The organism is Natrinema hispanicum, from assembly GCF_900111485.1.
Classification (GTDB): Archaea; Halobacteriota; Halobacteria; order Halobacteriales; family Natrialbaceae; genus Natrinema; species Natrinema hispanicum_A.
The window spans coordinates 214,544-235,470 of record NZ_FOIC01000005.1; the positions used below are offsets into that span (position 1 = coordinate 214,544).

19 protein-coding genes, 1 tRNA gene and 1 pseudogene are annotated in these 20,927 nt (G+C 62.3%); 8 read left to right on the forward strand and 13 right to left on the reverse strand.

The annotated features are described in order from the left end of the window. Positions 1–7: 7 nt before the first annotated feature. From bioD to rbcL, 7 genes are all read right to left on the reverse strand, one after another. Positions 8–706, reverse strand: a complete 699-nt coding sequence (bioD, locus tag BSG09_RS07430; protein ID WP_092931694.1) for a dethiobiotin synthase — start codon at positions 704–706, stop codon at positions 8–10. Then, complete coding sequence (locus tag BSG09_RS07435) at positions 703–1,926, reverse strand: aminotransferase class I/II-fold pyridoxal phosphate-dependent enzyme (RefSeq protein WP_092931696.1); 1,224 nt, start codon at positions 1,924–1,926, stop codon at positions 703–705. The genes bioD and BSG09_RS07435 overlap by 4 nt, the downstream gene beginning before the upstream one ends. Positions 1,927–2,084: 158 nt before the next feature. Continuing rightward, complete coding sequence (locus BSG09_RS07440) at positions 2,085–3,143, reverse strand: transcriptional regulator (protein WP_092931697.1); 1,059 nt, start codon at positions 3,141–3,143, stop codon at positions 2,085–2,087. A gap of 26 nt (positions 3,144–3,169) precedes the next feature. Then, positions 3,170–4,276, reverse strand: coding sequence for a biotin synthase BioB (gene bioB / locus BSG09_RS07445; protein ID WP_092931699.1), 1,107 nt, complete (start codon positions 4,274–4,276; stop codon positions 3,170–3,172). Between the two features lie 67 nt (positions 4,277–4,343). Beyond that, positions 4,344–5,870, reverse strand: a complete 1,527-nt coding sequence (locus tag BSG09_RS07450) for an amidase (RefSeq protein ID WP_092931701.1) — start codon at positions 5,868–5,870, stop codon at positions 4,344–4,346. A gap of 111 nt (positions 5,871–5,981) precedes the next feature. Then, positions 5,982–6,437 carry a hypothetical protein gene (locus BSG09_RS07455; RefSeq protein WP_223174699.1) on the reverse strand — a complete coding sequence of 152 codons (456 nt, stop codon included), beginning with the start codon at positions 6,435–6,437 and terminating at the stop codon, positions 5,982–5,984. 165 nt (positions 6,438–6,602) lie between these two features. Beyond that, a complete protein-coding gene (gene rbcL, locus BSG09_RS07460; protein ID WP_092931761.1) occupies positions 6,603–7,853 on the reverse strand; it encodes a type III ribulose-bisphosphate carboxylase in 1,251 nt (416 codons plus the stop codon). Between the two features lie 268 nt (positions 7,854–8,121). Between rbcL and BSG09_RS07465 the strand changes: the two genes are divergently transcribed. After that, the gene (locus BSG09_RS07465) at positions 8,122–9,078 is read left to right on the forward strand and encodes a midas domain-containing protein (protein WP_175542162.1); all 957 of its coding nucleotides are present in this window, start codon (positions 8,122–8,124) and stop codon (positions 9,076–9,078) included. 44 nt (positions 9,079–9,122) lie between these two features. On the opposite strand, the gene BSG09_RS20730 is transcribed toward BSG09_RS07465, so the two are convergent. The 3 genes from BSG09_RS20730 to sucC form a co-directional block, all read right to left on the reverse strand. Then, positions 9,123–9,275, reverse strand: a complete 153-nt coding sequence (locus BSG09_RS20730) for a hypothetical protein (RefSeq protein WP_165396933.1) — start codon at positions 9,273–9,275, stop codon at positions 9,123–9,125. Positions 9,276–9,444: 169 nt separating this feature from the next. After that, entirely contained in the window at positions 9,445–10,317 is an 873-nt protein-coding gene (sucD, locus tag BSG09_RS07470) for a succinate--CoA ligase subunit alpha (RefSeq protein ID WP_092931705.1), read from the reverse strand. Next, entirely contained in the window at positions 10,317–11,465 is a 1,149-nt protein-coding gene (gene sucC, locus BSG09_RS07475) for an ADP-forming succinate--CoA ligase subunit beta (protein WP_092931707.1), read from the reverse strand. Before sucC ends, sucD begins: the two co-directional genes overlap by 1 nt. Before the next feature lie 225 nt (positions 11,466–11,690). On the opposite strand from sucC, the gene BSG09_RS07480 reads away from it, so the two are divergent. Beyond that, on the forward strand, positions 11,691–12,563 hold the full coding sequence (locus BSG09_RS07480) for a UbiA family prenyltransferase (RefSeq protein WP_092931709.1): 873 nt from the start codon (positions 11,691–11,693) through the stop codon (positions 12,561–12,563). Positions 12,564–12,574: 11 nt separating this feature from the next. Here BSG09_RS07480 and BSG09_RS07485 read toward each other — a convergent pair whose 3' ends face one another. Then, complete coding sequence (locus BSG09_RS07485) at positions 12,575–13,261, reverse strand: RNA ligase partner protein (RefSeq protein ID WP_092931711.1); 687 nt, start codon at positions 13,259–13,261, stop codon at positions 12,575–12,577. A 110-nt stretch (positions 13,262–13,371) separates the two neighbouring features. On the opposite strand from BSG09_RS07485, the gene BSG09_RS07490 reads away from it, so the two are divergent. The 3 genes from BSG09_RS07490 (at position 13,372) to BSG09_RS07500 (ending at position 15,667) form a co-directional block, all read left to right on the forward strand. Then, positions 13,372–14,499 (forward strand): RNA ligase, encoded by a 1,128-nt coding sequence (locus BSG09_RS07490; RefSeq protein WP_092931713.1) that lies wholly within the window; start codon positions 13,372–13,374, stop codon positions 14,497–14,499. 74 nt (positions 14,500–14,573) lie between these two features. Then, positions 14,574–14,840, forward strand: a complete 267-nt coding sequence (locus tag BSG09_RS07495; RefSeq protein ID WP_092931715.1) for a DUF5827 family protein — start codon at positions 14,574–14,576, stop codon at positions 14,838–14,840. Beyond that, positions 14,837–15,667, forward strand: coding sequence for an ATPase (locus tag BSG09_RS07500; RefSeq protein WP_092931717.1), 831 nt, complete (start codon positions 14,837–14,839; stop codon positions 15,665–15,667). Before BSG09_RS07495 ends, BSG09_RS07500 begins: the two co-directional genes overlap by 4 nt. Positions 15,668–15,773: 106 nt before the next feature. Here the strand turns inward: BSG09_RS07500 and BSG09_RS07505 are convergent, their stop codons facing one another. Continuing rightward, a complete protein-coding gene (locus tag BSG09_RS07505; RefSeq protein WP_092931763.1) occupies positions 15,774–16,352 on the reverse strand; it encodes an MBL fold metallo-hydrolase in 579 nt (192 codons plus the stop codon). 177 nt (positions 16,353–16,529) lie between these two features. On the opposite strand from BSG09_RS07505, the gene BSG09_RS07510 reads away from it, so the two are divergent. The 3 genes and pseudogenes from BSG09_RS07510 (at position 16,530) to BSG09_RS07520 (ending at position 19,295) form a co-directional block, all read left to right on the forward strand. Then, positions 16,530–17,759, forward strand: a complete 1,230-nt coding sequence (locus tag BSG09_RS07510; protein WP_092931719.1) for a helix-turn-helix transcriptional regulator — start codon at positions 16,530–16,532, stop codon at positions 17,757–17,759. Positions 17,760–17,874: 115 nt separating this feature from the next. Then, positions 17,875–17,949 (forward strand) — tRNA-Glu (locus BSG09_RS07515). A 219-nt stretch (positions 17,950–18,168) separates the two neighbouring features. Further along, positions 18,169–19,295: pseudogene (locus BSG09_RS07520) on the forward strand (tyrosine-type recombinase/integrase). 22 nt (positions 19,296–19,317) lie between these two features. Here the strand turns inward: BSG09_RS07520 and BSG09_RS07525 are convergent. Further along, the gene (locus BSG09_RS07525; protein WP_223174783.1) at positions 19,318–20,697 is read right to left on the reverse strand and encodes a tyrosine-type recombinase/integrase; all 1,380 of its coding nucleotides are present in this window, start codon (positions 20,695–20,697) and stop codon (positions 19,318–19,320) included. Positions 20,698–20,927: the final 230 nt, after the last annotated feature.

The window sequence follows — 20,927 nt, forward strand, 5'->3', positions numbered from 1 at the left end:
GGTGTGATCAGCTGGTTTCTACCGGCAGTAACTCACGGAACGCCGGCGACAGTGCGTCCCCGACGCCGATAGCCATCTGACGCGGATCCGAAAGAGCATCGTCAGCCAGCGGCGGCACCGTCTCGACCGCGTAGCCGGTCATCCGCTCGAGTTCGTCTGGATTGGTCCGTTCGGCGACCGTCTCGCCGGCGTACTCGTTGCAGACGATGCCGACGATATCGATCCCGCGGGCCTCAAGGGCATCGATCGAGAGGGCGGTGTGGTTGAGCGTGCCCAGTCCCGACCGGGTGACGACGACCGCCGTGGCCTCGAGGTCGGCGACGAGGTCGATCACCTCGTGGTCGCCGGCCAGTGGCACCCGCAGCCCGCCGATTCCCTCGACGATCGGGACTGCAGTCGCGTCGATCTCGCGTTCACATGCGGTGCGGATCGTCTCGTAGGAGAGGGATTCGTCGGCGACCTCGGCTGCAACCCGTGGAGCGAGCGCCGGCTCGAGATATCGGGGACAGGTCGCAGCCTTGGGATTGTCACAGGCAGTGGCGACGAATTCCGCGTCGTCGTCGGGCGGATGTCCCGTCTGGGCCGGCTTAATCGCCCGTGCGTCGTGGCCGGCCTCGCGAAGCAAGCACGTGAGCCCGGCCGTAATGACCGTCTTTCCGACGCCAGTGCCGGTGCCGACGACGGCGATCGGTTGGGTCGCGGTCACAGCACCCCGACCTCCTCGCCGGCCGCACGGAACGCCTCGAGACAGGCGATGACGTCGTCTTGATCGTGTGTCGCCATCGGGACGACGCGAATTCGACTTGTTCCCTCGGGGACCGTCGGCGGCCGAATCGCCGGCGCGACGACGTCTCGTTCGCGGATGCCATCCGCGAGCGCGAGTGCGTCCTGTCGGTCGCCGACGAGCACGGGCAGAATCTGCGAGGAGCCCAATACCTCAAAGCCCATCGACTCGAGCCCGTCGCGGAGATGTGCGACGTTCTCCCAGAGGCGGTCGCGGACGTCGCTGTGGCGAGCGATGTGCAACGCCTCGCTTGCGGCAGCGGCCGCCGGCGGCGCGAGCCCGGTCGAGAAGACGAACGAGCGCGCATCGTTGATCAGTAACTCGATCAGCTCGGTACTGCCGGCGACATAGCCGCCCTGACTGGCCAGTGCCTTCGAGAGCGTCCCCAGCTGGATCTGGATGCGGTCCTCGAGCCCTTCGGCCTGGACGACCCCGCCGCCGTTCGCGTAGAGGCCGGTCGCGTGGGCCTCGTCGACCATCACCCACGCGCCGTACTCTTCGGCGGCGTCACAGATTGCCGCAAGCGGGGCGACAGTGCCGTCCATGCTGAACACCGAATCGGTGACGATCAGCCAGGCTTCGTCGGCCGGGTCGCGGCCGTCCCGTCTTGCTTGGTCGGTTCGCTCCGCGAGTTTCGATCGCAGACTCGCCGCGTCGCAGTGGTCGTAGACGACGGTCTCGGCACCCGACAGTCGACAGCCATCGATGATGCTCGCGTGGTTTAATTCGTCGGAGAAGACGACGTCCGGCTCGAGCGCCGTGATCGTCCCGACGTTCGCGGCATAGCCCGACGAAAAGGCAAGCGCGCGCTCTGTTCCTTTCGTCTCGGCGAGCAGCCGCTCTAGGTCCCGGTGGACCATCGTGTCGCCCGTGACGAGCCGGCTCGCCCCGGCACCCGTACCGACAGTCGCGGCAGCCTGCCGCGCGGCGTCTTGGACGCGCTGGTCGTCCGTCAGCCCCAGATAGTTGTTCGAGGCAAACACAAGCGCCTCCGCCGAATCGAGAACGGGCAGGTCGCCGCCCGAGGGCTCGGCGAAGTAGCCGCGCTCGGCGACCCGATCGACGGGCGAAAGCGAGCGTTTCAGATCGTTGTCCTCGAGGGTCTCGAGTCGGTCCTCGAGGTCGAACCCACGGTCGGCCATTCGGCTAAACGGACTCAGCGCCACGGTTTGACTCTCACGATTCGGATCGATCGGCTGATTCGGCGCTGTTCGGTCGGCTCGTCGCCGGGACGCGACGGTTCTGTGTCATCATGTGTGTGCGTCTCATCGAATCGAGGGAAATGCTCGTCGCGGTGTTGTCAGAAGCCGGGCATCAGTTCGGCGGGGCCGAAGACGCCGTACTCACCGGCACGGTTCCGTCGCACGCCGGCTTTCAGATAGCCCAGCGCGGGCCCGTTGACGTTCGCTTCCATGCTCGTCTCGTCGCCGAGCTGGAAGGTGTTCGTCGCGGTCTCGCCATCGAATGTCCGGCCAGTAACACGCACTGTTGTCGTCGTCGGCTTCTCGTCGTTGTACACGTCGAGGATGCCACCGACCGTGACGTCTCCGGCGTCGCAGATGCCCGCACGCTCGAGGAGCACGTCGTCGGCGTGTTCCATGTCCTCGAACTCGATGACGCCGTCGTGGTCGTCGATGATTTCCTCGATCTCTGCTTCGGAGAGTTCTCGAGCGGTCTCGATGTCGTACTCGGGGAGGTGGGCGATGTCCTCGCGGACGGTGCCGCGGTTGTCCTCGTAGCCCGATTTGAGGCCGACGCCCCAGTGGATGTTGACGTCAGTGACCTCGACGAACGACTGGGCGGCCAGCGCCGCCGCGCCGGTCAGCAGGCCGGGCGTCGCGCCCGCGCCACAAATGAAGGTGATACCGGCGTCTTCGAACGCCTCACGGCGGTCGTCGAGCATGTCGATCACGCGCGAGCGCTTGAGAACGTCGATCATGACGCCGGAGTAGCCACCCTCGATGAACCGCTCGGCGGTCCGCGGGATGAAGTCGTGTTCGTAGTTGGGCAGTGCGAGGAGGACGGCATCGATCTCGTCGCCGTGGTCGATCACGTCTTGGATCGGATCCTCGCTCGGGCGGGCCTGTTCGGAGGCGACGACGCCAAGATCTTCGCCGTGTTGTTTGACGCCGCTTTCAACGGCCGCCGCGTCTGCTCCCCCATCGGTCGCAACCTCGTTGTCAATATTTCCTTCAGTTGCCTCGAGCAGTTCGTCGACGTCGAGGCCGTCGAAATCGATCGCGGTCCCGTGGCGGTCACACGCCGCAACGGGTGTTAGGGCGTCTTTGTACTGGCTCACTTCGAGTGCTCGTCGGCCGATACCGCCGGTTCCGAGTACCGCAAACGTAACGTCGTCCATGGTTGTCGTGGTATGTTGAATCTCTGTCAGTCGTCGCTCGGTTCTGCGCCTGTTCGTGCTGTCGTCTCGGTCGACGACTCCGCAGCGTCGCTGTGGCGGGCCTTCACTTCCTCGGGGTCGAACTCGTTGGTCTCCCGGTTGGGCTCGAGCCCCGCACGCTCGATGATCTCGATGTCTTCGCCGGGAGACTGGCCCTCGGTCGTGAGGTAGTCCCCGGTGAGCAGGCCGTCCGCGCCGGCCTCCAGTGGCAGATGCTGCTCGTCGGGCGCGAGGTTGACCTCGCGGCCGCCGGTGAGTCGCACCCGCGACTCGGGATGGAGGAGTTTGTACACCGCAACCGTCTTCACGATTTCTTCGGTCGAGATGCCGACACCCTGCTCGTACAGTGGCGTTCCCTCAACCGGGTTGAGGACGTTCACTGGCAGCGAGGAGATGCCGATATCCTGCAACGCGATAGCAGCCTCGACGCGGTCGGTCGGGGTCTCGCCCATCCCAAGGATGACGCCCGCACAGAGGTCCATGCCGGCCTCCTTGGCAACTTCGAGGGTCTTCACCCGATCTTCGAAGCTGTGGGTGTCGACGATCTCGGGGAAGTAGTTCGGCGAGGTCTCGATGTTATGATTGTAGTGATTGATCCCCTCGTCGGCGAGGATCGCAGCCTCTTCCTCGGTGAGGATACCGAGCGAGGCGTCGACCTCGAGATCACACTCGTCGCGCACGAGGCGGATCGCCTCGATGACCTCGGCCCACTCCTCGGGCCGGTGTTCCTTCGAGACGCCTTTCTCCGCGACGACGATCCCGAAGCGCTGGGCACCGTCGCGTTCGGCGCGTTTGGCGGCCTCGAGGACCTTCTCCGGGCCGAGAAAGCCATAGGTCTCGATGCCGGTGTCGAAGTGGACCGACTGTGCACAGAACCCACAGTCCTCGGCGCAGTTGCCCGCTTTCGCGTTGACGATCGAGCAGGCATCGACCGTGCCATCACCGAAGTGATCGCGCACGGCCGCGCCGGCTTCGGCGAGGACGTCGACCGACTGGGCCATCAGCGCCAGCCCGTCAGTCCGATCGAGTCGCTCGCCGGCCACGACCCGCTCGAGTGCGTCGTCGACCGTCTCGTTTCCAGTCTCGTAAACCACACTCAGAATGGCGGTTAACGAGTATATAATGTTTTTGGACGGTCACGATCCCGTGATCGTCCGCCGCTCACAGGCCGGTTTCGATCTGCTGTTCGAACGCACACGCGCTCGAGAGCACCGTCGCATCGTCGAAGCGTTCCCCGATCAGCATGAGTCCGACCGGCAACCCGTCTGCCGTCCCGGCTGGCACTGATGTCGCCGGATGGCCGGTTACGTCGAATGGAGCCGTGTTGTGGAGCATGTTCAGCGCACGGTCGATCGCCTCGAGACGCGAGATCGACTCATCGACCGGGTGGGCAGTCTGTGGTGTCGTCGGCATCGCGAGGACGTCGACGTCCGCGAGCGCGTCGTCGTACTCCTCGGCCAGTTTCCGACTGAGATTCTGCGCTTTCGCGTAGTAGTGGCCGCGGTACTCGTCCGCGAGGTACTCTCCGAGGACAAGCGTGAGTTTCAACGTCGTGATGTAATCGTCGGCGTCCGACCGCCGTGCTCGCCCGAACGCATCGGCCAGTTGTGTATCGTAAAAGCCCTTCCCGTAGTGGCCGACGCACTCGCCGTCAACTGTCGCGGCCGTCTCCTCGAGTGCGATGGCGTTCCAGATGGTGAGCCCATCGAGGTGCATCGGCACGGAGACTTCCGTTACCGTCGCTCCAGCGTCCTCGAACTCGGCGAGCGCGTCGTGAACGGTTTCGTCGACACCCGACTCACCTGTCTCGCGGTCGAACCCCTCCTCGAGGACGCCGACGGTCACATCCGATGGATCGTCCGAAAGCGCCTCGCGGTAGTCGTCGGTCGGCACGACTCCCTGGCGAGGGTCGAGACTGTCTTTTCCGGCGATTACGTTCAGCACTCGCGCGCAGTCGTCGACGGTCGGACAGATCGGCCCGGCGTGATCGAACGAGCGACCGAGACCGACGATCCCGGTGTACGGAACCAAACTGTGCGTGGGTTTGTGGCCGACGAGGCCGCTCCACGCGGCGGGGATTCGAATCGAGCCGCCCTGATCGCCACCGATGGCGACGTCAACGTCGCCGTTGCCGACGGCCGCTGCCGACCCCGACGACGACCCGCCCGCGATGTAGTCCTCATCGACGGGGTTCAGTACCGGCCCAGTCGCGGAGAGTTCGCCGCTGCCGGAAAAGGCCATGTCTTCCATGTTGAGTTTCCCGGTAATGGTCGCACCGGCGTCGAGCAACCGCGTGACGATCGTCGCGTCGGTCGACGGGACGTATCCCTCGAAGAGTTTCGATCCGGCCGTTAGTTCAACGCCGGCCAGATTGACGTTGTCTTTGAGCCCAACCTCGTAGCCCTCGAGCGGGCCGTCGTCCGCACCCTTTACCTTGCACTTCGTGACGAAGGCGTTGAGTGGATCTTCGTCGGGTCCCGGCCGGTAGCCGGGGTCGCGGTCCGTATACTCGACGCGCGGTCGATAGTCTGGAAGCTGGTCCAATCGCTCGTAGCCCAGTAGCGTCTCGGCGATGGCGGCTTCGAAGTCTTCGACCTCCTGGTCGGTCAGGTCGATGTGATGGCGTCGTGCGTACTCGCGGATCTCCGCCGGTGTCGGCGGCTGAACGTTTGGTGGCGACTCTGACATACGATCATGGTGGTCGATGACAATAAACAAAAAAGTTCGCCGGAAAGACGACACTCGAGGTCGATCGGCTCACCCACTGAGAACGAATCCCGTTTCAATTGGCGACCGCGATCAGCGCCGGTCGGCGAAAAACGCCCGAAGCAGCGGATACCACGCCCCGAAGACGGCCCCGAACGTCGACAGCCCGACGAAACTCCCCCAGTGGTCGACGGGAACCGGATACGGACGTGACGTAGCGAGCCCGAGCAAAAGCGGGCCACCGTAGGCGACGACCGTCACCCAGAGGATGACACCGTAGGAAAGGCCCACGCAGGCACCGAGGAACGGACTTCGATAGCACTCGGCGAGCGGCTGCGGGGTATATCGGCCTCGCGAAAGCCGAGTGACGAGCGCGACGAACGGCCCGCCCGCAACGAGGCTGTGACAGAAGACCAACGTCCACTCGTTTACCACCCCCTCGAGCCCGTAGACATCGGCCACCGACCGAAGACTGCCGGTCGCGTGCAACACGCCGCCGAGTGCCGCCCCGGCGATCAGGGCAGCCGTCACTGTGGTCAGAACAGTCACCGGCGACGGACGTCCACGATGACGTGACTGTCTATACGACATTACCGTATCTCTCAGCTGTATTTATATGTATTTATCTGAATTCTAGAAGAATGTCTAGTTACATGAGTGTTACCGGCCCCGGCAGCTGGGTCGTGGTGCTCACGGCGACCGGTCCCGACGGCGTCACCGCGGCGTCTCTGCCCCCCACTTCTCGAGGGCCGTCGCCAGTTCCGGATGGTCGTCGGCATAGTCCTCGAGCGACTCACCGGCCATCGACGCGTCGACGGACTGGCGGAGCGCTTTCGCGCCTGCGTGGGTGCCGTCGGGGTGGCCGTGGATTCCACCGCCGGCCTGGACGATGATGTCGGTGCCAAGGGTGTCGAGCAGCTGGTCGACGACGCCGGGATGGAGTCCGCCGGACGCGACCGGCAGCACTGGATTCAGGCCGTGACACTCGCCGGTGAGCCACTCGTTGATTCCCGGCGTGTCCTCGTTTGCGAGTTTCCCAAGCCCTGCAGTGCCGGTGTGGATGTGATCGACGCCACAGAGGCGAGCGATCTGGGCGATGACGCGCATCGAGACGCCGTGATGCTCGAGTCGATCGAAGGCGGCGTGCATCGCGCGGTGGGCGTGAATTGCCAGTCCGTGCTCCTCACAGCGGTCCCGTACCGATTGGACGGCCGCCCAGCCGGCGGTGATCACGTCGACCATGACGAAGCCGCCGCCGTGTTCGGCCACGAGGTCGACACGCTCTACCATCTCGGTGGTCTCAGCGGTCACGTTCACGAGGTAGTCCTTGCGCTCGCCGGTGGCCTCCTGTGCGCGGTCGCGGGCCGCGAGACTTTCCGTCAGGCGGTCCTCAAAGGGGTTGAACGCCTGATCGGTAAGGTTCTCGTCGTCTTTCAGCAGGTCGACGCCACCCAGCCACGCCTCTTCGCCGATGTCGGCGTGGGCTTCGGTCGATAACCCGACTTTTGGTTTCGGGACCGTGGCCAGTACCGGTCGCTCGCCGGCGTCGAGTTTTTCGTGGGCGACGCTCGTCCCGAACTGTGGCCCCGGGAAGCCACTGACAATCGATTCCGGCCAGTGGCAGTCCTCGAGCCGGATCGAGTCGACGGCTTTCATCCCCAGAATGTTCCCAGCGATACACGAGAGGATCTGTGGCATGCTGCCGGCCTCGAACAGCGCGGCGGGGTAAGCGACGGTGATCTCGGAGCCATCGATCTCGCAGGCCACCGCGCCGAGATCCGTCAGTTCGTCCTCGTCGACGTGGAGCGCTGCCCAGGTGCCGTTCGAGGACTCGGAGGCGACCCGGCTCGCTGCGGCTTCCATCGACATGTCCGCGGCCGGGTCGATCGTAAACTCACAGGTTAGGTCCGTCGCCGCTGGCTCGTACCCGAGGTCCAGAAAGTCGTCGTACTCGATTCCAGTCATGGTACCGAATCGCATTCATCGCGTCGACTAATAGGACTTGTGCCGATCGTCAGTCGGCCGGGGTCGGTCGACGGCGGCTTGCTCACACAACGTCAGATTCGCTGGATCGACGGCTTTGATGCCGTTCGGCTGGGCGTTTGTCAACCACCGCTCCCGCTATCTCCCGCTGGCGGCCAGTAGACTAATACGTCATTGATGTAATTTGACCGGACTGGAAAAATTCCAAAAATTAAATACTCGTGACAATCCACTACTATAGAGCGAGCGCATGACAGATAGTACGATAGACACACAGGCGGGCGATTCTGGGTTCGACGTGGGCTCGAGCGCGGCCCTCTTCGGGGAGATCGAATCGGATAGCGACTCAGGGGACGATACGAAGACCGAGACCGCCGACGGGGACGAATCCGACGTCGGTGATGAGCAAACGGCAGCCGACGTCTTCGACCAGCTTCAGACCGACGTCGGCGACGAGGACGGGACCGATGATATTCTCGCCAACGAGAGTCCGGACGACATCATCGCGAGTGCGGACGAACCCGACCCCGAACCCGACGAGGTGGTCGACGACGACCTGCTGGCTGACGACGACGAACTCGCTGCTCTCTTGCTTACCGGTCGCTCGAAAGACGGCGACAGTGAGTTTCTCTGGGTCGACCCCGACACGGATGCGGCGGGAGAAGCCGATCCCAACAGCGATATCGATGCGGACGACGACGCTTTCGAGACGGACGGGTCGGCCACAAGCGACACCGACGACCGACCGGACTCGAGCGAGACCGACGCTGACCCCATACCTGACAGCGAGACTGAAGCCGACGACGCTGTGACGGTGTCCGCTCCCGATGCTGTGGAGACAGCTACTGACAACACACAGCCCGAGTCTCCCCCATCGACGTCAGATTCGGGTTCCGACGACACCCTCGAGCAGAAACCGAACTCGAGTGAGGAGACCATCGAGGACGAAGGCGTCGAGTCCGACACGGCTGGTAAAGACGAGGAGGATGGACTCGTCGAGACCGACGAGGACGAACCCGTCGAAGCCGAGACAGACGACGATACAGCGCTCGAACTCGAGGATGACGACGCAGCACTCGATCCCGAAGACGACACCGCGTCCGAATCCGATGCCGACGATCCGGCGACCGAAACCGACCCGGAGCGATCTGACGACTCCGCCGGCCCGCTCTCGAAACTCCGCGAGACGCTCGGCGGACTGTTCTAGCCGCCCTGCCCACACCCGAAATTCGCCCGCTCTCTTCTCTCCGACTATGGATCTGGATGCCACGCAAGTCCCGTTCGCCGAACCGTAAACGGTCGCTCGCCACACACGGGACAGCGCGTGCCACCGCCCGGTGCGTCGTCCCGGTCTGGAATCGTCTGTTCGTCGCCGCAGGTGTCACACTCGAGCCAGACAGGCATACCCAATACTGACGGCTGACACAGTTATGAATCGTCCTGCGAGCGAGCGACGGGTCGTCGTTGTGAGCAGACGCCGTAGCTCGTGATGCGAATGGTGTCAAACAGAGAGAAACGAGAGGCGGTCAGCCCGAACCGTCGCGTACGGACCGCCTCGAGTGAATCGGCTGTGTTACGCGAGGAACTCTTCGATGTGGTCAGCGACTTCCTCGGGGGTGTCGCCGACAGGGACGCCGGCGTCGTTGAGCGCCGAGATCTTGCTCTCGGCGGTGCCGGTACCGGAACCGGAGACGATCGCGCCGGCGTGGCCCATGCGTTTGCCCGGCGGCGCGGTGCGGCCGGCGATGAAGCCAGCGACCGGCGTGTCGACGTTTTCGTCGATGAACGCGGCGGCTTCCTCTTCGTCTTCGCCACCGATCTCACCGCACATGACGATCGCGTCGGTGTCGGGGTCGTTCTCGAACAGCTCGAGCGCGTCGACGAAGTTGGTGCCGATGATCGGGTCGCCGCCGATGCCGATGGCGGTCGTCTGCCCGATGCCGCGGTTGGTCAGATTGTCGACGACCTGATAGGTCAGGGTGCCCGAGCGGGAGACGAGACCGACGTTCCCCTCCGAGAAGATGTTGCCGGGGAGAATGCCAAGTTTGGCCTCGCCGGGGGTGATGAGGCCGGGACAGTTCGGACCGATGAGTCGCGTGTCGGTCTCGGTCAGGCGCTTGTTGACCCGCGCCATGTCCTGAGTTGGGATACCTTCCGTGATTGCGACCGCGAGGTCGAGTCCGGAGTCGAGCGATTCGAAGATTGCGTCGCCGGCAAAGGCCGGCGGGACGAAGATGACCGAGGTGTCGGCGTTTTCCTCCTCGACCGCTTCGTGAACCGTGTCGTAAACCGGCACGCCACTGACTTCCTGGCCGCCCTTGCCTGGGACCGCACCGGCAACGACGTTGGTGCCGTACTCCATCATCTGTTCGGTGTGGAACTTCCCTTCCCCACCGGTGATGCCCTGTACCACGACGCGCGTGTCGTCGTCGACTAGTACGCTCATTATTCGCTCACCTCCTCAGCGTACTCGACAGCACGCTGAACTGCATCCTCGAGGGTCTGTTCGACCGTCACGAGGTCCTCGTTGAGAATTTCCATGCCTTCCTCCCAGTTGGTACCGGCCAGACGGACGACGACCGGCTTGGGGATCTCGTCGAACTGCTCGAGCGCTTCGTTGATCCCTTTGGCGACCTCGTCGCCGCGGGTGATGCCGCCGAAGATGTTGAAGACGACGCTCTCGACGTTGTCGTCGGAGAAGACCATGTCGAGTGCGTTCGCAATTCGGTCGGCTTTCGCGCCACCACCGACGTCGAGGAAGTTGGCTGGCTCGCCGCCGTAGTAATCGACGAGGTCCAGCGTCGTCATCACGAGACCGGCACCGTTGCCGATGATCCCCGTGTTGCCTTCGAGTCGGACGTAGTCGAAGCCGTACTCGTCGGCCTTCTGCTCGAGTTCGTCGCCGCCGGCGGCTTCCTCTTCCATCTCGGCGAGTTCGGGCTGGCGGAACAGCGCGTCCTCGTCGATGTTCATCACGGCGTCGGCCGCGATGACTTCGTCGTCGGAAGTGACCATCAGCGGGTTGATCTCTGCGTCGGCACCGTCCTTGTCGTCCCAGAGCTGGTAGAGCGTGGTGAGCACGCTCGAGACGTCACGGGCGACCGACTGGTCGACACCGGCGTCGTAGACGGCCTTGCGGGCCTGGTAGGGGTGCATCCCGAAGGCGGGGTCGATGTGTTCGCGGGCGATCGCGTCGGGGTCTTCCTCGGCGACCTCCTCGATGTTGACGCCACCCTTGGTCGAGACCATCGCGACGGGCTTGCCCTCGCCACGGTCCATCGTGATCCCGACGTAGAGTTCGTCGGTGAAGTCGACTGCTTCTTCGACGAGGACGCGGTCCACGTGGTAGCCTTTGAGGTCCATTCCGAGAATGGACTCGGCTGCTTCGCGGGCTTCGTCATCGTCTTCGACGAGTTTGATCCCGCCGGCTTTCCCTCGACCACCAACCTGTACCTGCGCCTTGACCGCGACTGGATAGCCGATCTCCTCGGCCGCGGTGACGACGCCGTCGACGTCGGACGCGAGTTGCGAGTCCGGCGTCGGTACCCCGGCATCGGCGAAGACCTGCTTCGCCTGGTACTCGTGTAATTTCATACCATTCGAAGGGCCGTTCCGCCCTTGCTTAAATCCTGCCAGTTTCCGCTCGCTACTGACACGCATTCGGGGGCTCTTCCCGAGGATCGTTCACGATTTACCATCCACGACCGGCTGCGCGTGCCATCCACACAGTCCGGTCCACGAACGGGGTGGCACTGATATGGGCCGGCCTGTCACAGCATTCAAAGTTCGGCTTCCCCTACGTCCACTCGGGGCTCCCCCGTGACAAACCCTACCGCAACTCATCGCCCGTCGGGGTGGGTGTCGTCGATAACGACTGTGCTTCGGTTTCTGGTCCACAGCAACCTCTTTATCTCGCTGGCGACGCTCAGCGTCGTCGTCACCACCGCCATCCTCGCGGACCTGCCACTCGAGGCCCTGCCGCTGTTTATCGTCTTCGCGGCCACGATGTTCGTCTACACCGTCAACCGGTTTACTGACCTCGAGGAAGACGAACAGAACGTCCCGGACCGCGCGGCGTTTACGAAACGCTACGGTCGCCTCTGGCTGACGGCTGGCGTCGTCCTCTATGTCGCTGCGATCGCGATTGCCGTCGCGCTCGGGCTTTCGGGGGCTGCGTATCTGTTACTCCCCCTTGCGGTTGCACTGCTGTACTCCGTCGGTGGCGTCAAACAGGTTTTCCTCGTCAAGAACCTCTTTGTCGGCCTCGCGTGGGGTGCGCTCCCACTTGGCATTGGCTACTACTACGATCAGCTCTGGTCGCTTTCAGTCCTGTTTATGTTCGCCTACGTGACGGTCATGATCACCATCGCCGCGGTGATCTTCGACGTCAAAGACATCGAGGGCGACCGCCAGGAGAACATTCCGACAGTCCCGAATCAGTTCGGCCCGCACGCGACGCGCGTCTGGTCGCTGGTTGCGACCGTCGCCGTCGCCGCGGTGGTCGTCGCGCTCGTGGTGACGGGGACGATCCCGCAACGGTTTCTCGCCGTGCTCGCGATGAACGCCTACGTTTGCGCATACATCCCGTTTGCGACCCCCGACCGCGGCCCGCTGTACTACGGGTTCGTCGTCGACGGCGAACACGTCTTCCTCGCCGCGGTCGTGCTCGCACTCGAGTGGCTCGTCTGGTGACGCTGCCCCGATCAATCGTCGTCTGCGACGCCAGTCGCCCGCAGGTACTCCTCGAGCAGCGTCGGGAACTGGCCGCCGCGGACGTAGCGGAGGCCGAACTCGTCGGCCCACGAGATGATACCCCGGTCCTCCGTGACGACCCCCGCGTCGAGTTCGCGCGCGAGGATCAGCAGGTCGAAGTCCTCACGGGAATCGAGTACGCCCTGTCGGAGCGCGCGGCGATACTTGTCACGGAGATTCGACAGGACGCGATCGGCTTCGGTCATGTACGCCTCCCGTTCGCCGTCATCGGAGTCCCGCGTGAGTTTGTCTGGATCGAGCTGTTCGACCTCGCGAATGGCCTCTTCCGAGACTCGCAGGCCGCGGTCGACCCGATCGCTCATCTCGTCGATGAAGTTGTAGACGACGTTGGCGGGGATCGTGACGCCGTAGCGGTCGGGGCTCTTGCGAACAACCCAGGTGTCGAGCCGTGAGAACACGGCGTCGTCGACGTCGCGCTCGCGCAACATCGTCCCCAGTTCGTCGTGGATCGACGGCGGCACGTAACAGGAGATGTTGAGCTCGAGGCGTGCGGTCGAGACGAGATCGAGCAGGCGGAGCACGGCCGCCTCGAGCGATTCGTCGTCGCGGCGGATCTCCTCGGTGATAAACAGCGAGGTGTCGAGGACGAACCGTTGGCGCGGGAGGTCGCCGGGCATACGTCTCAATTGTGCGGTAAGCTACATAGACCTCTCCCCGAGCAGACGGCTGCCGCCGCCGAGCGGGGGCCGGCCCGGTGTTTTTGACGATGAACGGCGAGAGTCGATATATGGACCGCGACGCGTACCTCGAGCGCCTCGGGGCCACGACCGACGAGCCGGCCGACCTCTTCGAGCACTTCGAGCAGCGCTCGTTCGGCGGTCGGACCTACCACGTCCTGACGGACGCGCGCCACGGTCTCGAGCGCGGGACCGTCATCGTCGAGGACGCCGAGACCGTTATCAGGGGGTATCCGAGCATCCCGCGACTGCTCGTGCTCGAACCGGGGATTCGATCGTTCTTCGATGACGGGGCCACCGTCGCCGTCGAGGAGAAACTCGACGGGTTCAACGTTCGAATCGCGAACGTCGGCGAGCCGCTTGCGTTTACCAGAAGCGGCTACGTCTGCCCGTACACGACCGCGCGGGCGCGCAAGCTGCTGTCGCTCGAGGCGTTTTTTGACGAGCATCCCGAAAAGACTCTCTGTGCTGAACTCATCGGGCCGGAAACGCCCTACACGACCACCGACTACGAGGGGGTAGACACCCACGACTTCCGCGTTTTCGGCGTTCGCGACCGCGAGTCGGGCGATCCGCTGTCCGTAGCCGATCGTCGCGCGATCTGTGAAACGTACGACTTCAACCAGCCGCGGCTATTCGGACGGGCCCCACCGGATGCTGCCGTCGAGACGGTTCGCGACGCCATCGATGAACTCGACGCGGCGGGGCGAGAGGGCGTCGTGATGAAATCAGAGGCCGGCGACGCGATGGTCAAATACACGACCGAGGCCCAACACCACGACGAACTCGCCTACGCGTTCTCGCTGCCGTTCGATCATGGTCGGGATTTCATCTTTTCGCGGCTCCTCCGCGAGGCGTTTCAAGCCGCCGAGTTCGACGAAGACGGGGATCGGCTGCAAGAACGCGCACACGATCTCGGCGAGTCGATCCTCTTTCCGATGGTCGACGCGATTCGAGACGTCGACGACGGCGAGACGATCGGCCACCGGCACACGGTCAGAGGCGATGCCGACTCGATCGACGCCCTCTTCGACCACCTGCGCAACCAGTCGATGACGATCGAACTCGAGTCAGATCGTCGTGAAGACGGCCAGCGCATCGTCGAGTTCGTCAAGGTAGCTGAATCAAGTCGGGATCGCATCACCCACTATCTCGAGGGTGGCACGCGAACCGAGTGACATGACGGTTCCATCGACGCTCTCGCTCGACCGCGAACGAACCCTTTAGGCACCGGCCGCCGGTACGGACGTGTATGCCCGTTCCCAAATCCGAGTTCGAGAACCTCCCGCCGTGTGACTTCTACACGCCGGCGGAGTTGCTCGAAGCCGACCAGATGTACACCGTCTACGAGATCGCACGGCTGCTCCAGGGTCTCGAGCCCGACGCCGACATCGACCACGAGACCGAGGATATCCTGCTCGACTGGGCGATTCCATGGGTTATGACCAACGCTGACGACCTCGTCGTTGCTGAACCCCGCGACGAGGACGAGCCTGGCTACTACGGCCTGAAAGAATGATCCTCCTCGTGGTCGGTGCCGACCGCGTCGACGCCGGCAAGACGACGTTTTCGGCCGGCCTGCTCGAGCGCACCGGCGCGGTTGGCTACAAACCCCGCGCCGGCAACGACTTCTGGTTCGACCACGACGACTGCCGACGTGCCCTCGCCGACGGGCGACTCTACGGTAAAGACGCGGCGCGGCTCTCGGCAGCCGACGGCCGTGGCCGACCGCCAGAGCGGCTCAACCCCGTCCACCGGCTTTGGCAGCCCAGCCCCGGCGGCGGCAGCGGTCTGCTCGGCCGGACCGACCGGGAGTTCGTCGTCGACCGGATCGGCCGCGATCCCGACGATGCGTTGTTCGTCCGCAACGCAACCACCGAAGTTCCGGGCGCGGTTGCTGACGTACTCCCCCTTTCCGACGCCATTCCCGTCGAGACCGTCGCCGAATTCAACGACCTTGCCGAGCAGAAGTACGTCCCCACGTTCGACCGCCTGGCTGCCGAGATCGAAGACTCAGACGTCGCCGTCGTCGAGTCCTACAGCGACATCGCGCTGCCGCTGTCGTCGCTCGATCCGGCGCAGATCGCCGCCGTCGCAGCCGTCGAACCCGGCCGCGTGCGCGTCTACAACGGCGACCGCTACTGTCGAGCCTGCGAGATCGCCAGCTCGAGCCCCAGAGATGGGGCCATCGAGAAGCGCGTCCCCGACGTCCTCGACTATCTCGACCCGCTCGAGCGCGTGCGGTTACCGCCACTTGGCAAAGAACAGCGGGACGATCCTACACGGATCGCTCGCGCGTACGCGGACGCGTACGATACGTTACTCGACGCCGCCAAACAGGTCTGAGACGGACCGCTGTCCCGGCCCGGCCGCAGTGCGGGTCACGGCCGGCCGGCACTGACTGACAGGCGACCCTCTGATTGCTGGACAGTTTCTCTGTCGGGCGACACGCCTACGTCTGGCGTGCCATCTGCGCCGAGAGTTCGACATGGCTGTAGGGGTCGTTGGTCACGCTCGGCCCGTGGCCCGTGTGCATCTCTTCGAGGTCGGGATCAATCCACTCGAGCACGCGGTCGATACTCTCGATCAGCGTCGGGCGATCCCCCTCCTCGAGATCGGTGCGACCAAAACTCCCGTTCTGGAAGACGAGATCGCCCGCGAACAGCACGCTTGCCTCCGCCGAGTACAAGCAGAGGTGGTCGTTCTTGTGGCCAGGGGTATGTAGCGCGACGTAGTCGTGATCGCCTAATTGGACCGTCTCCTCGTCCGCGATTGCGTGGTCGACGCCGTCGATCGAGGTGTCGTACCCCCATGCGTCGACATCGAACGCCTCCTTGATCGCCGCGAGGTTCCCAACGTGGTCGCGATGGGTGTGGGTCAGGATGACTGCCTCGAGGTCGTCAACGCGATCGGAGACGGCTGCAACGGCGTCGAAGTTCGCGCCCGTATCGACGAGGACGGTCCGCTCACCGGTAACGAGAAAGACGTTGCTGGTAAACGCCTGCACACCCTGTGCGAGATTCGAGATCATGAGGCCTGCTACACAGTCGATCGATTTGTGGGTATCGACACAGGTCGGAGTGTCGGGAACCACAGCAAGCGAGCGAGACGCCACTCATCGTCCGTGTACTGCTCGTATCGACCGCTTCTACCATCCTCTCTCGCTATTCACAAGCATTTTTAGCTCCGACACGTAGTGGGTAGACGAATGAATCGGTCGGCCTCCGTCGGATTCGTCGTTCTCGTCGTCCTTACGCTCGTCGCTGGGGCCAGCGCACCGATCGCGGTGGCCGACACTGGACCGATCACGTCGCCAGCCGCGGAGACACACCCCGCGGCGATGGCGACCCCACCGGATGACGGCCAGTTCGCCGTCCAGGAAGCCCAAGATTTCGACAATACGACGTTCGAGATTACCGTTCACGAAAACGGCAGCGCGACATGGACCTTCCGGTACGAACAGGTGTTCGCAGACGAAGACAACGCGACTGCTGCCAGAGAGGACTTCAAAGTCTTCGCCGAGGAGTTCGAGGCCAACGAGACTGACCTCTACGACCAATTTACCGTCCAGTCGCGTGCAATGGTTGAATCCGGCCAACGGGAAACTGGCCGGGAAATGGAAGCAACGAACTTCCACCGCTCCGCGCAGATCGAAGAGGAGTTTACGGCCGTGGGCGTCACCGACAACCAGTCAACGACGACCGGCGTCGTCGAAATGTCGTTCACGTGGGAGGGGTTCGCAGCCGTCGACGCCGACCGACTCGTAGTTGGCGACGTCTTCGAGAACCTCCCACTCGGTCCCTCCCAGGCGATCGTCATCGAGGCCGGCGGTGATCTCACGTTCCACTCGGTCGAACCTGCCGACGGGCAGTACGCCGGGACCTCACTCGAGGAGGCAGAGTCCGTTCGGTGGAACGGTCAACGGGAGTTCATTGACGGCCGCCCACGGGCGGTGTTCGACCGACCCGGAAATACCGACACGAGCCTGATCGCGACGATAGACGGCATCGGTCCCGGTTTGTATCTCCTCGGTGCCTTCTTCGGTCTCGGCCTCGCCGCCGCAGCCGTGATCTGGTATCGGCGGTACGGGCCCGGCGCTGGCGAACCCGCCATCGGAGAGTCACCACCTGACTCAGCACAGCCCGCACCAGCCGCCGCCGACGCGGCCGGCGAACTCCCCGAGGAAACCGACTCAATCGCCGATGAGGAACTCCTGACGGACGAAGACCGCGTCGTCAAACTCATCCGCGAGAACGGCGGGCGGATGAAACAGGTCAACATCGTCGACGAAACCGGCTGGTCGAAATCCAAGGTCAGCATGCTGCTCTCGGATATGGAAGACGAGGGCACCATCAGCAAACTTCGCGTCGGCCGCGAAAACATCATCAGCCTCGAGGGTTTCGAGCCCGAGGCAACGAAGTCACCGTTCGAGGAGTGACAGCTGACAGTACACGATCGCTGATACGTTCTCTCGTGCGACCATCACTCACTGTAGGATCGAAACGGAATCCTTAAACATAACACTGCTCTACGGTTGAGTGAAGACGAAGCCCGCTCCGATGGTGTAGTCCGGCCAATCATATTGCCCTCTCACGGCAATGACCAGGGTTCGAATCCCTGTCGGAGCATCCTACCCCGCCGCCTTCTCGTGGTTTTCACCGTGAACTAACCACAGGTAAACGTATGTTCACGGGCAATGCGGTTCAGATGGTGCATCGACCCCGACGCCGTCTTGCGATTCCACTACGTCGTGAGGCAATGAAGTTCAAGGGGGAAAATCGACCGCCGTCTTGCGATTGGCGAAATCGAGAGGCAATGGTCTGGGTTCCCGTCACGGAGGTCAGGCAATGAAAGACGCGGACCAGGCAATCGACCTCCTCGAAGATATCACGCTCATCCCTGGGCCGACAGAAGAATTGCTAAATGAGAGACAATTCCTCGACTATCGGAGTGAGCGAGAACAGTGTCTTGATTGGCTGTTAACATTCGGCATAGATCCGAAGACAGCTGATGGATACGCAAAACAACCGTCAGCAATCGCGCGTTCCGAATGGACCAGTTCTACCGCTGGGTTTGGGAGCAGGAAGGCGGGTACACTACGAGCCTCACTCACGACCACGCTGACAATTACTTGCGTCACTTAGCTGGCCAACAGAAGTCAAACGCGCACAAGAACTCGTGTCGGAAGGCCTTGATGATGCTCTACAAGTGGCGACATCATCAACGCGGAGCAGACAAGTGGGAGCCAGAGATTACGTTCTCCCGCAAAAACCAATCAACGACGCCACGGGATTACTTAACGCGCGAAGAGCGGACTGCCATCCGTGACGCGTCACTGGAGTATGGAAGTGTCCCTAGTCGTGATAGTGTCCACGGTGACGAACGAGACCAGTGGGTTGCGTACCTGGCACAACGTTTCGAGAAGCCGAAAACAGAAGTGACGGAAGCGGACTGGGACCGCGCGAACAAATGGAAGACACCAAGCCTTGTCGCCGCGAGCCTCGATGGTGGTCTACGCCCGATCGAGGTTGAACGCGCACGAACGTCGTGGGTTGACGTCGACAACGGTGTCCTCCGAATCCCGAAAGAAGAGTCCTCGAAGAATACAGAGCACTGGATCGTTAGCCTCCAGACCCAGACTGTCGAGATGCTGGATCGCTGGTTGACACAACGAGCAACGATCGAAAAGTACGATGACACCGACGCGCTTTGGTTGACGAGAAGAAGCAACCCGTACCAGACCTCGTCACTCCGGAATTTGCTTCACCGGCTCTGTGAGATCGCAGGGATCTCCACAGAGAATCGGCAAATGAGTTGGTATGCTATCAGGCCTTCGACAGGAACGTATATGGCACGTGAGGAAGGACTCGCGGCTGCCCAGACTCAACTCCGTCATAAGTCGCCAGAAACGACGATGAAGTACGATCAAGCACCGATCGAAGATCGGAAGAACGCGTTAGATCGAATGGGGTAGTTCCCAGTATAGTGGGGCAGCGTTACTCCTCTGTCCCGTCTTGAAGGATTTGCCTCGTGATATCGACACGGGCTTCAGTCGTATCCGAAATCACCGCATCGATGTGGAGGCCGCCGCCATTCGTCTTGGAGACCGCCGCAGTTGTCTCGTTTGTCTCCTGTGCTGGTTGAGTATTCGTAGTGGCTGTTGACGAGGTCGCATCTACCTCTTCTGCGAAGGGGTTGTATTCGGGATCTGCTGCTGCCTTCTCTGCTTTTCGCTGGGTTTCGTTGAGCCGGAGTTGAAGCTTTTCGACTGGGGTCTGGTTGTACGCCTCTTGTGTCGTCTCGTATCGTTCGTGTCGCAGTTGATCGTTGGCTTCGGACAGTTCTCCCTCGGCAGTCACGTTCCGCCCCATCGTCTGGCGAAGACTGTACCAGACGATCTTCCGATCATCTGTTTTGATCCCTGCTTCTTCGCATAGATTCCGCAGGAGGTTACAGAGGCTCCCTGATTGGTAGGGGTTTCCCTCCCTGTTGAGCCAGATTTTGTTGCTCCCATCGTACTTTTCGAGGTGACGTCGCTCCTGAAACCACTCACTTAGCACATCTCCAGACCTGTCTGACAGGCCTACCTCTTCTTTTTCGCGTTCTTTGCAGGCGAACTCAGTTGGGATTTTGAGCGTGTTCGATTTCGGGTCGTACCAATGCGTTTCGGCGTTTCCGATTTCGATCGGTGCGAGTCCAGCATCGAACCCAACGGCCACCATGGAGTGGACTTTCCCACTCCAATCAGCATGCAACCAATCGTTTCGCGTTACGTCTTCTTTCGGGATTCCAAGCCGCTGTGCAACGAGGCCATCTATTTTCTCCCGTTCGTCAACAGGTGTATCGTAGTACGATGGGAGTGCGCCATAGGACTCTGCTTCCTCAAACAATAGTCCCAGTTCGCGGTAGGTGAATCGGTACGCGGATTCACCTTTCTCGTCACTGAAGTTGATTTTTGGTTCCCACTCGTAGTCCATCGCCCCTTCGTAATACTGCCATCTGAAATAGCACCCCAGAGTGTCGGCAAATTTCCTCTTCGTCGATTCACCGTACTCCTCGCCTTTGTTCTTCCCTCGTTGTTTCGTGATCTCTGCTCGGTCAATCATCAACAGGAGAGCGTCGGCATGTTCGTCCTCAATTTTCGTAGGATCGTCCGGGTCGAAATACGTGATTGAGAATCGATGGAGCTGATCAAGGCGGTCGAGGTAGTTCTCTGCCGTCGATTCGCTGAGTCCGATTTCTCGCCTTGGATTCTCTCCCTTATTGATCATCCACGTGTGGAGGTCGCTATACGTTCGTTGGACGTCTTCTGCTGCATCACCGAGTTCTCTTCGCAACGCTTCAGTGATGGCGGCAGGTGATTTTGAACTCGTCATTTGGCGCGAAGCGGCATATCACCTACCCGGTTAAAAACCCGTTCTAGAAATTACGATAATACTATAGATTAATAGAATATAGTGATGTATATTGGGTGTATACGCGCTCACAGTACTCTTTGTCCCCCTGTAGGTGATCTGGGGAAATTGACCGGGCTTAGCGACCGTCAGAACAGATTACTGGACCGCTTCAGCAACAAATTCTTCAGAATCGCAAGCAGGCGCAGGCT

Excerpts from the sequence above, each read along its gene's own strand:
- BSG09_RS07435 (WP_092931696.1), bottom strand. The coding sequence starts at position 1,926 with ATGGCCGACCGTGGGTTCGACCTCGAGGACCGACTCGAGACCCTCGAG.
- BSG09_RS07510 (WP_092931719.1), top strand. The coding sequence starts at position 16,530 with ATGAATCGGTCGGCCTCCGTCGGATTCGTCGTTCTCGTCGTCCTTACG.
- sucD (WP_092931705.1), bottom strand. The coding sequence starts at position 10,317 with ATGAGCGTACTAGTCGACGACGACACGCGCGTCGTGGTACAGGGCATC.
- sucC (WP_092931707.1), bottom strand. The coding sequence starts at position 11,465 with ATGAAATTACACGAGTACCAGGCGAAGCAGGTCTTCGCCGATGCCGGG.
- BSG09_RS07490 (WP_092931713.1), top strand. The coding sequence starts at position 13,372 with ATGGACCGCGACGCGTACCTCGAGCGCCTCGGGGCCACGACCGACGAG.
- BSG09_RS07525 (WP_223174783.1), bottom strand. The coding sequence starts at position 20,697 with ATGACGAGTTCAAAATCACCTGCCGCCATCACTGAAGCGTTGCGAAGA.
- BSG09_RS07440 (WP_092931697.1), bottom strand. The coding sequence starts at position 3,143 with ATGGACGACGTTACGTTTGCGGTACTCGGAACCGGCGGTATCGGCCGA.
- BSG09_RS07450 (WP_092931701.1), bottom strand. The coding sequence starts at position 5,870 with ATGTCAGAGTCGCCACCAAACGTTCAGCCGCCGACACCGGCGGAGATC.
- BSG09_RS07495 (WP_092931715.1), top strand. The coding sequence starts at position 14,574 with ATGCCCGTTCCCAAATCCGAGTTCGAGAACCTCCCGCCGTGTGACTTC.
- BSG09_RS20730 (WP_165396933.1), bottom strand. The coding sequence starts at position 9,275 with ATGCCTGTCTGGCTCGAGTGTGACACCTGCGGCGACGAACAGACGATT.
- BSG09_RS07465 (WP_175542162.1), top strand. The coding sequence starts at position 8,122 with ATGACAGATAGTACGATAGACACACAGGCGGGCGATTCTGGGTTCGAC.
- rbcL (WP_092931761.1), bottom strand. The coding sequence starts at position 7,853 with ATGACTGGAATCGAGTACGACGACTTTCTGGACCTCGGGTACGAGCCA.
- BSG09_RS07500 (WP_092931717.1), top strand. The coding sequence starts at position 14,837 with ATGATCCTCCTCGTGGTCGGTGCCGACCGCGTCGACGCCGGCAAGACG.
- BSG09_RS07485 (WP_092931711.1), bottom strand. The coding sequence starts at position 13,261 with ATGCCCGGCGACCTCCCGCGCCAACGGTTCGTCCTCGACACCTCGCTG.
- BSG09_RS07505 (WP_092931763.1), bottom strand. The coding sequence starts at position 16,352 with ATGATCTCGAATCTCGCACAGGGTGTGCAGGCGTTTACCAGCAACGTC.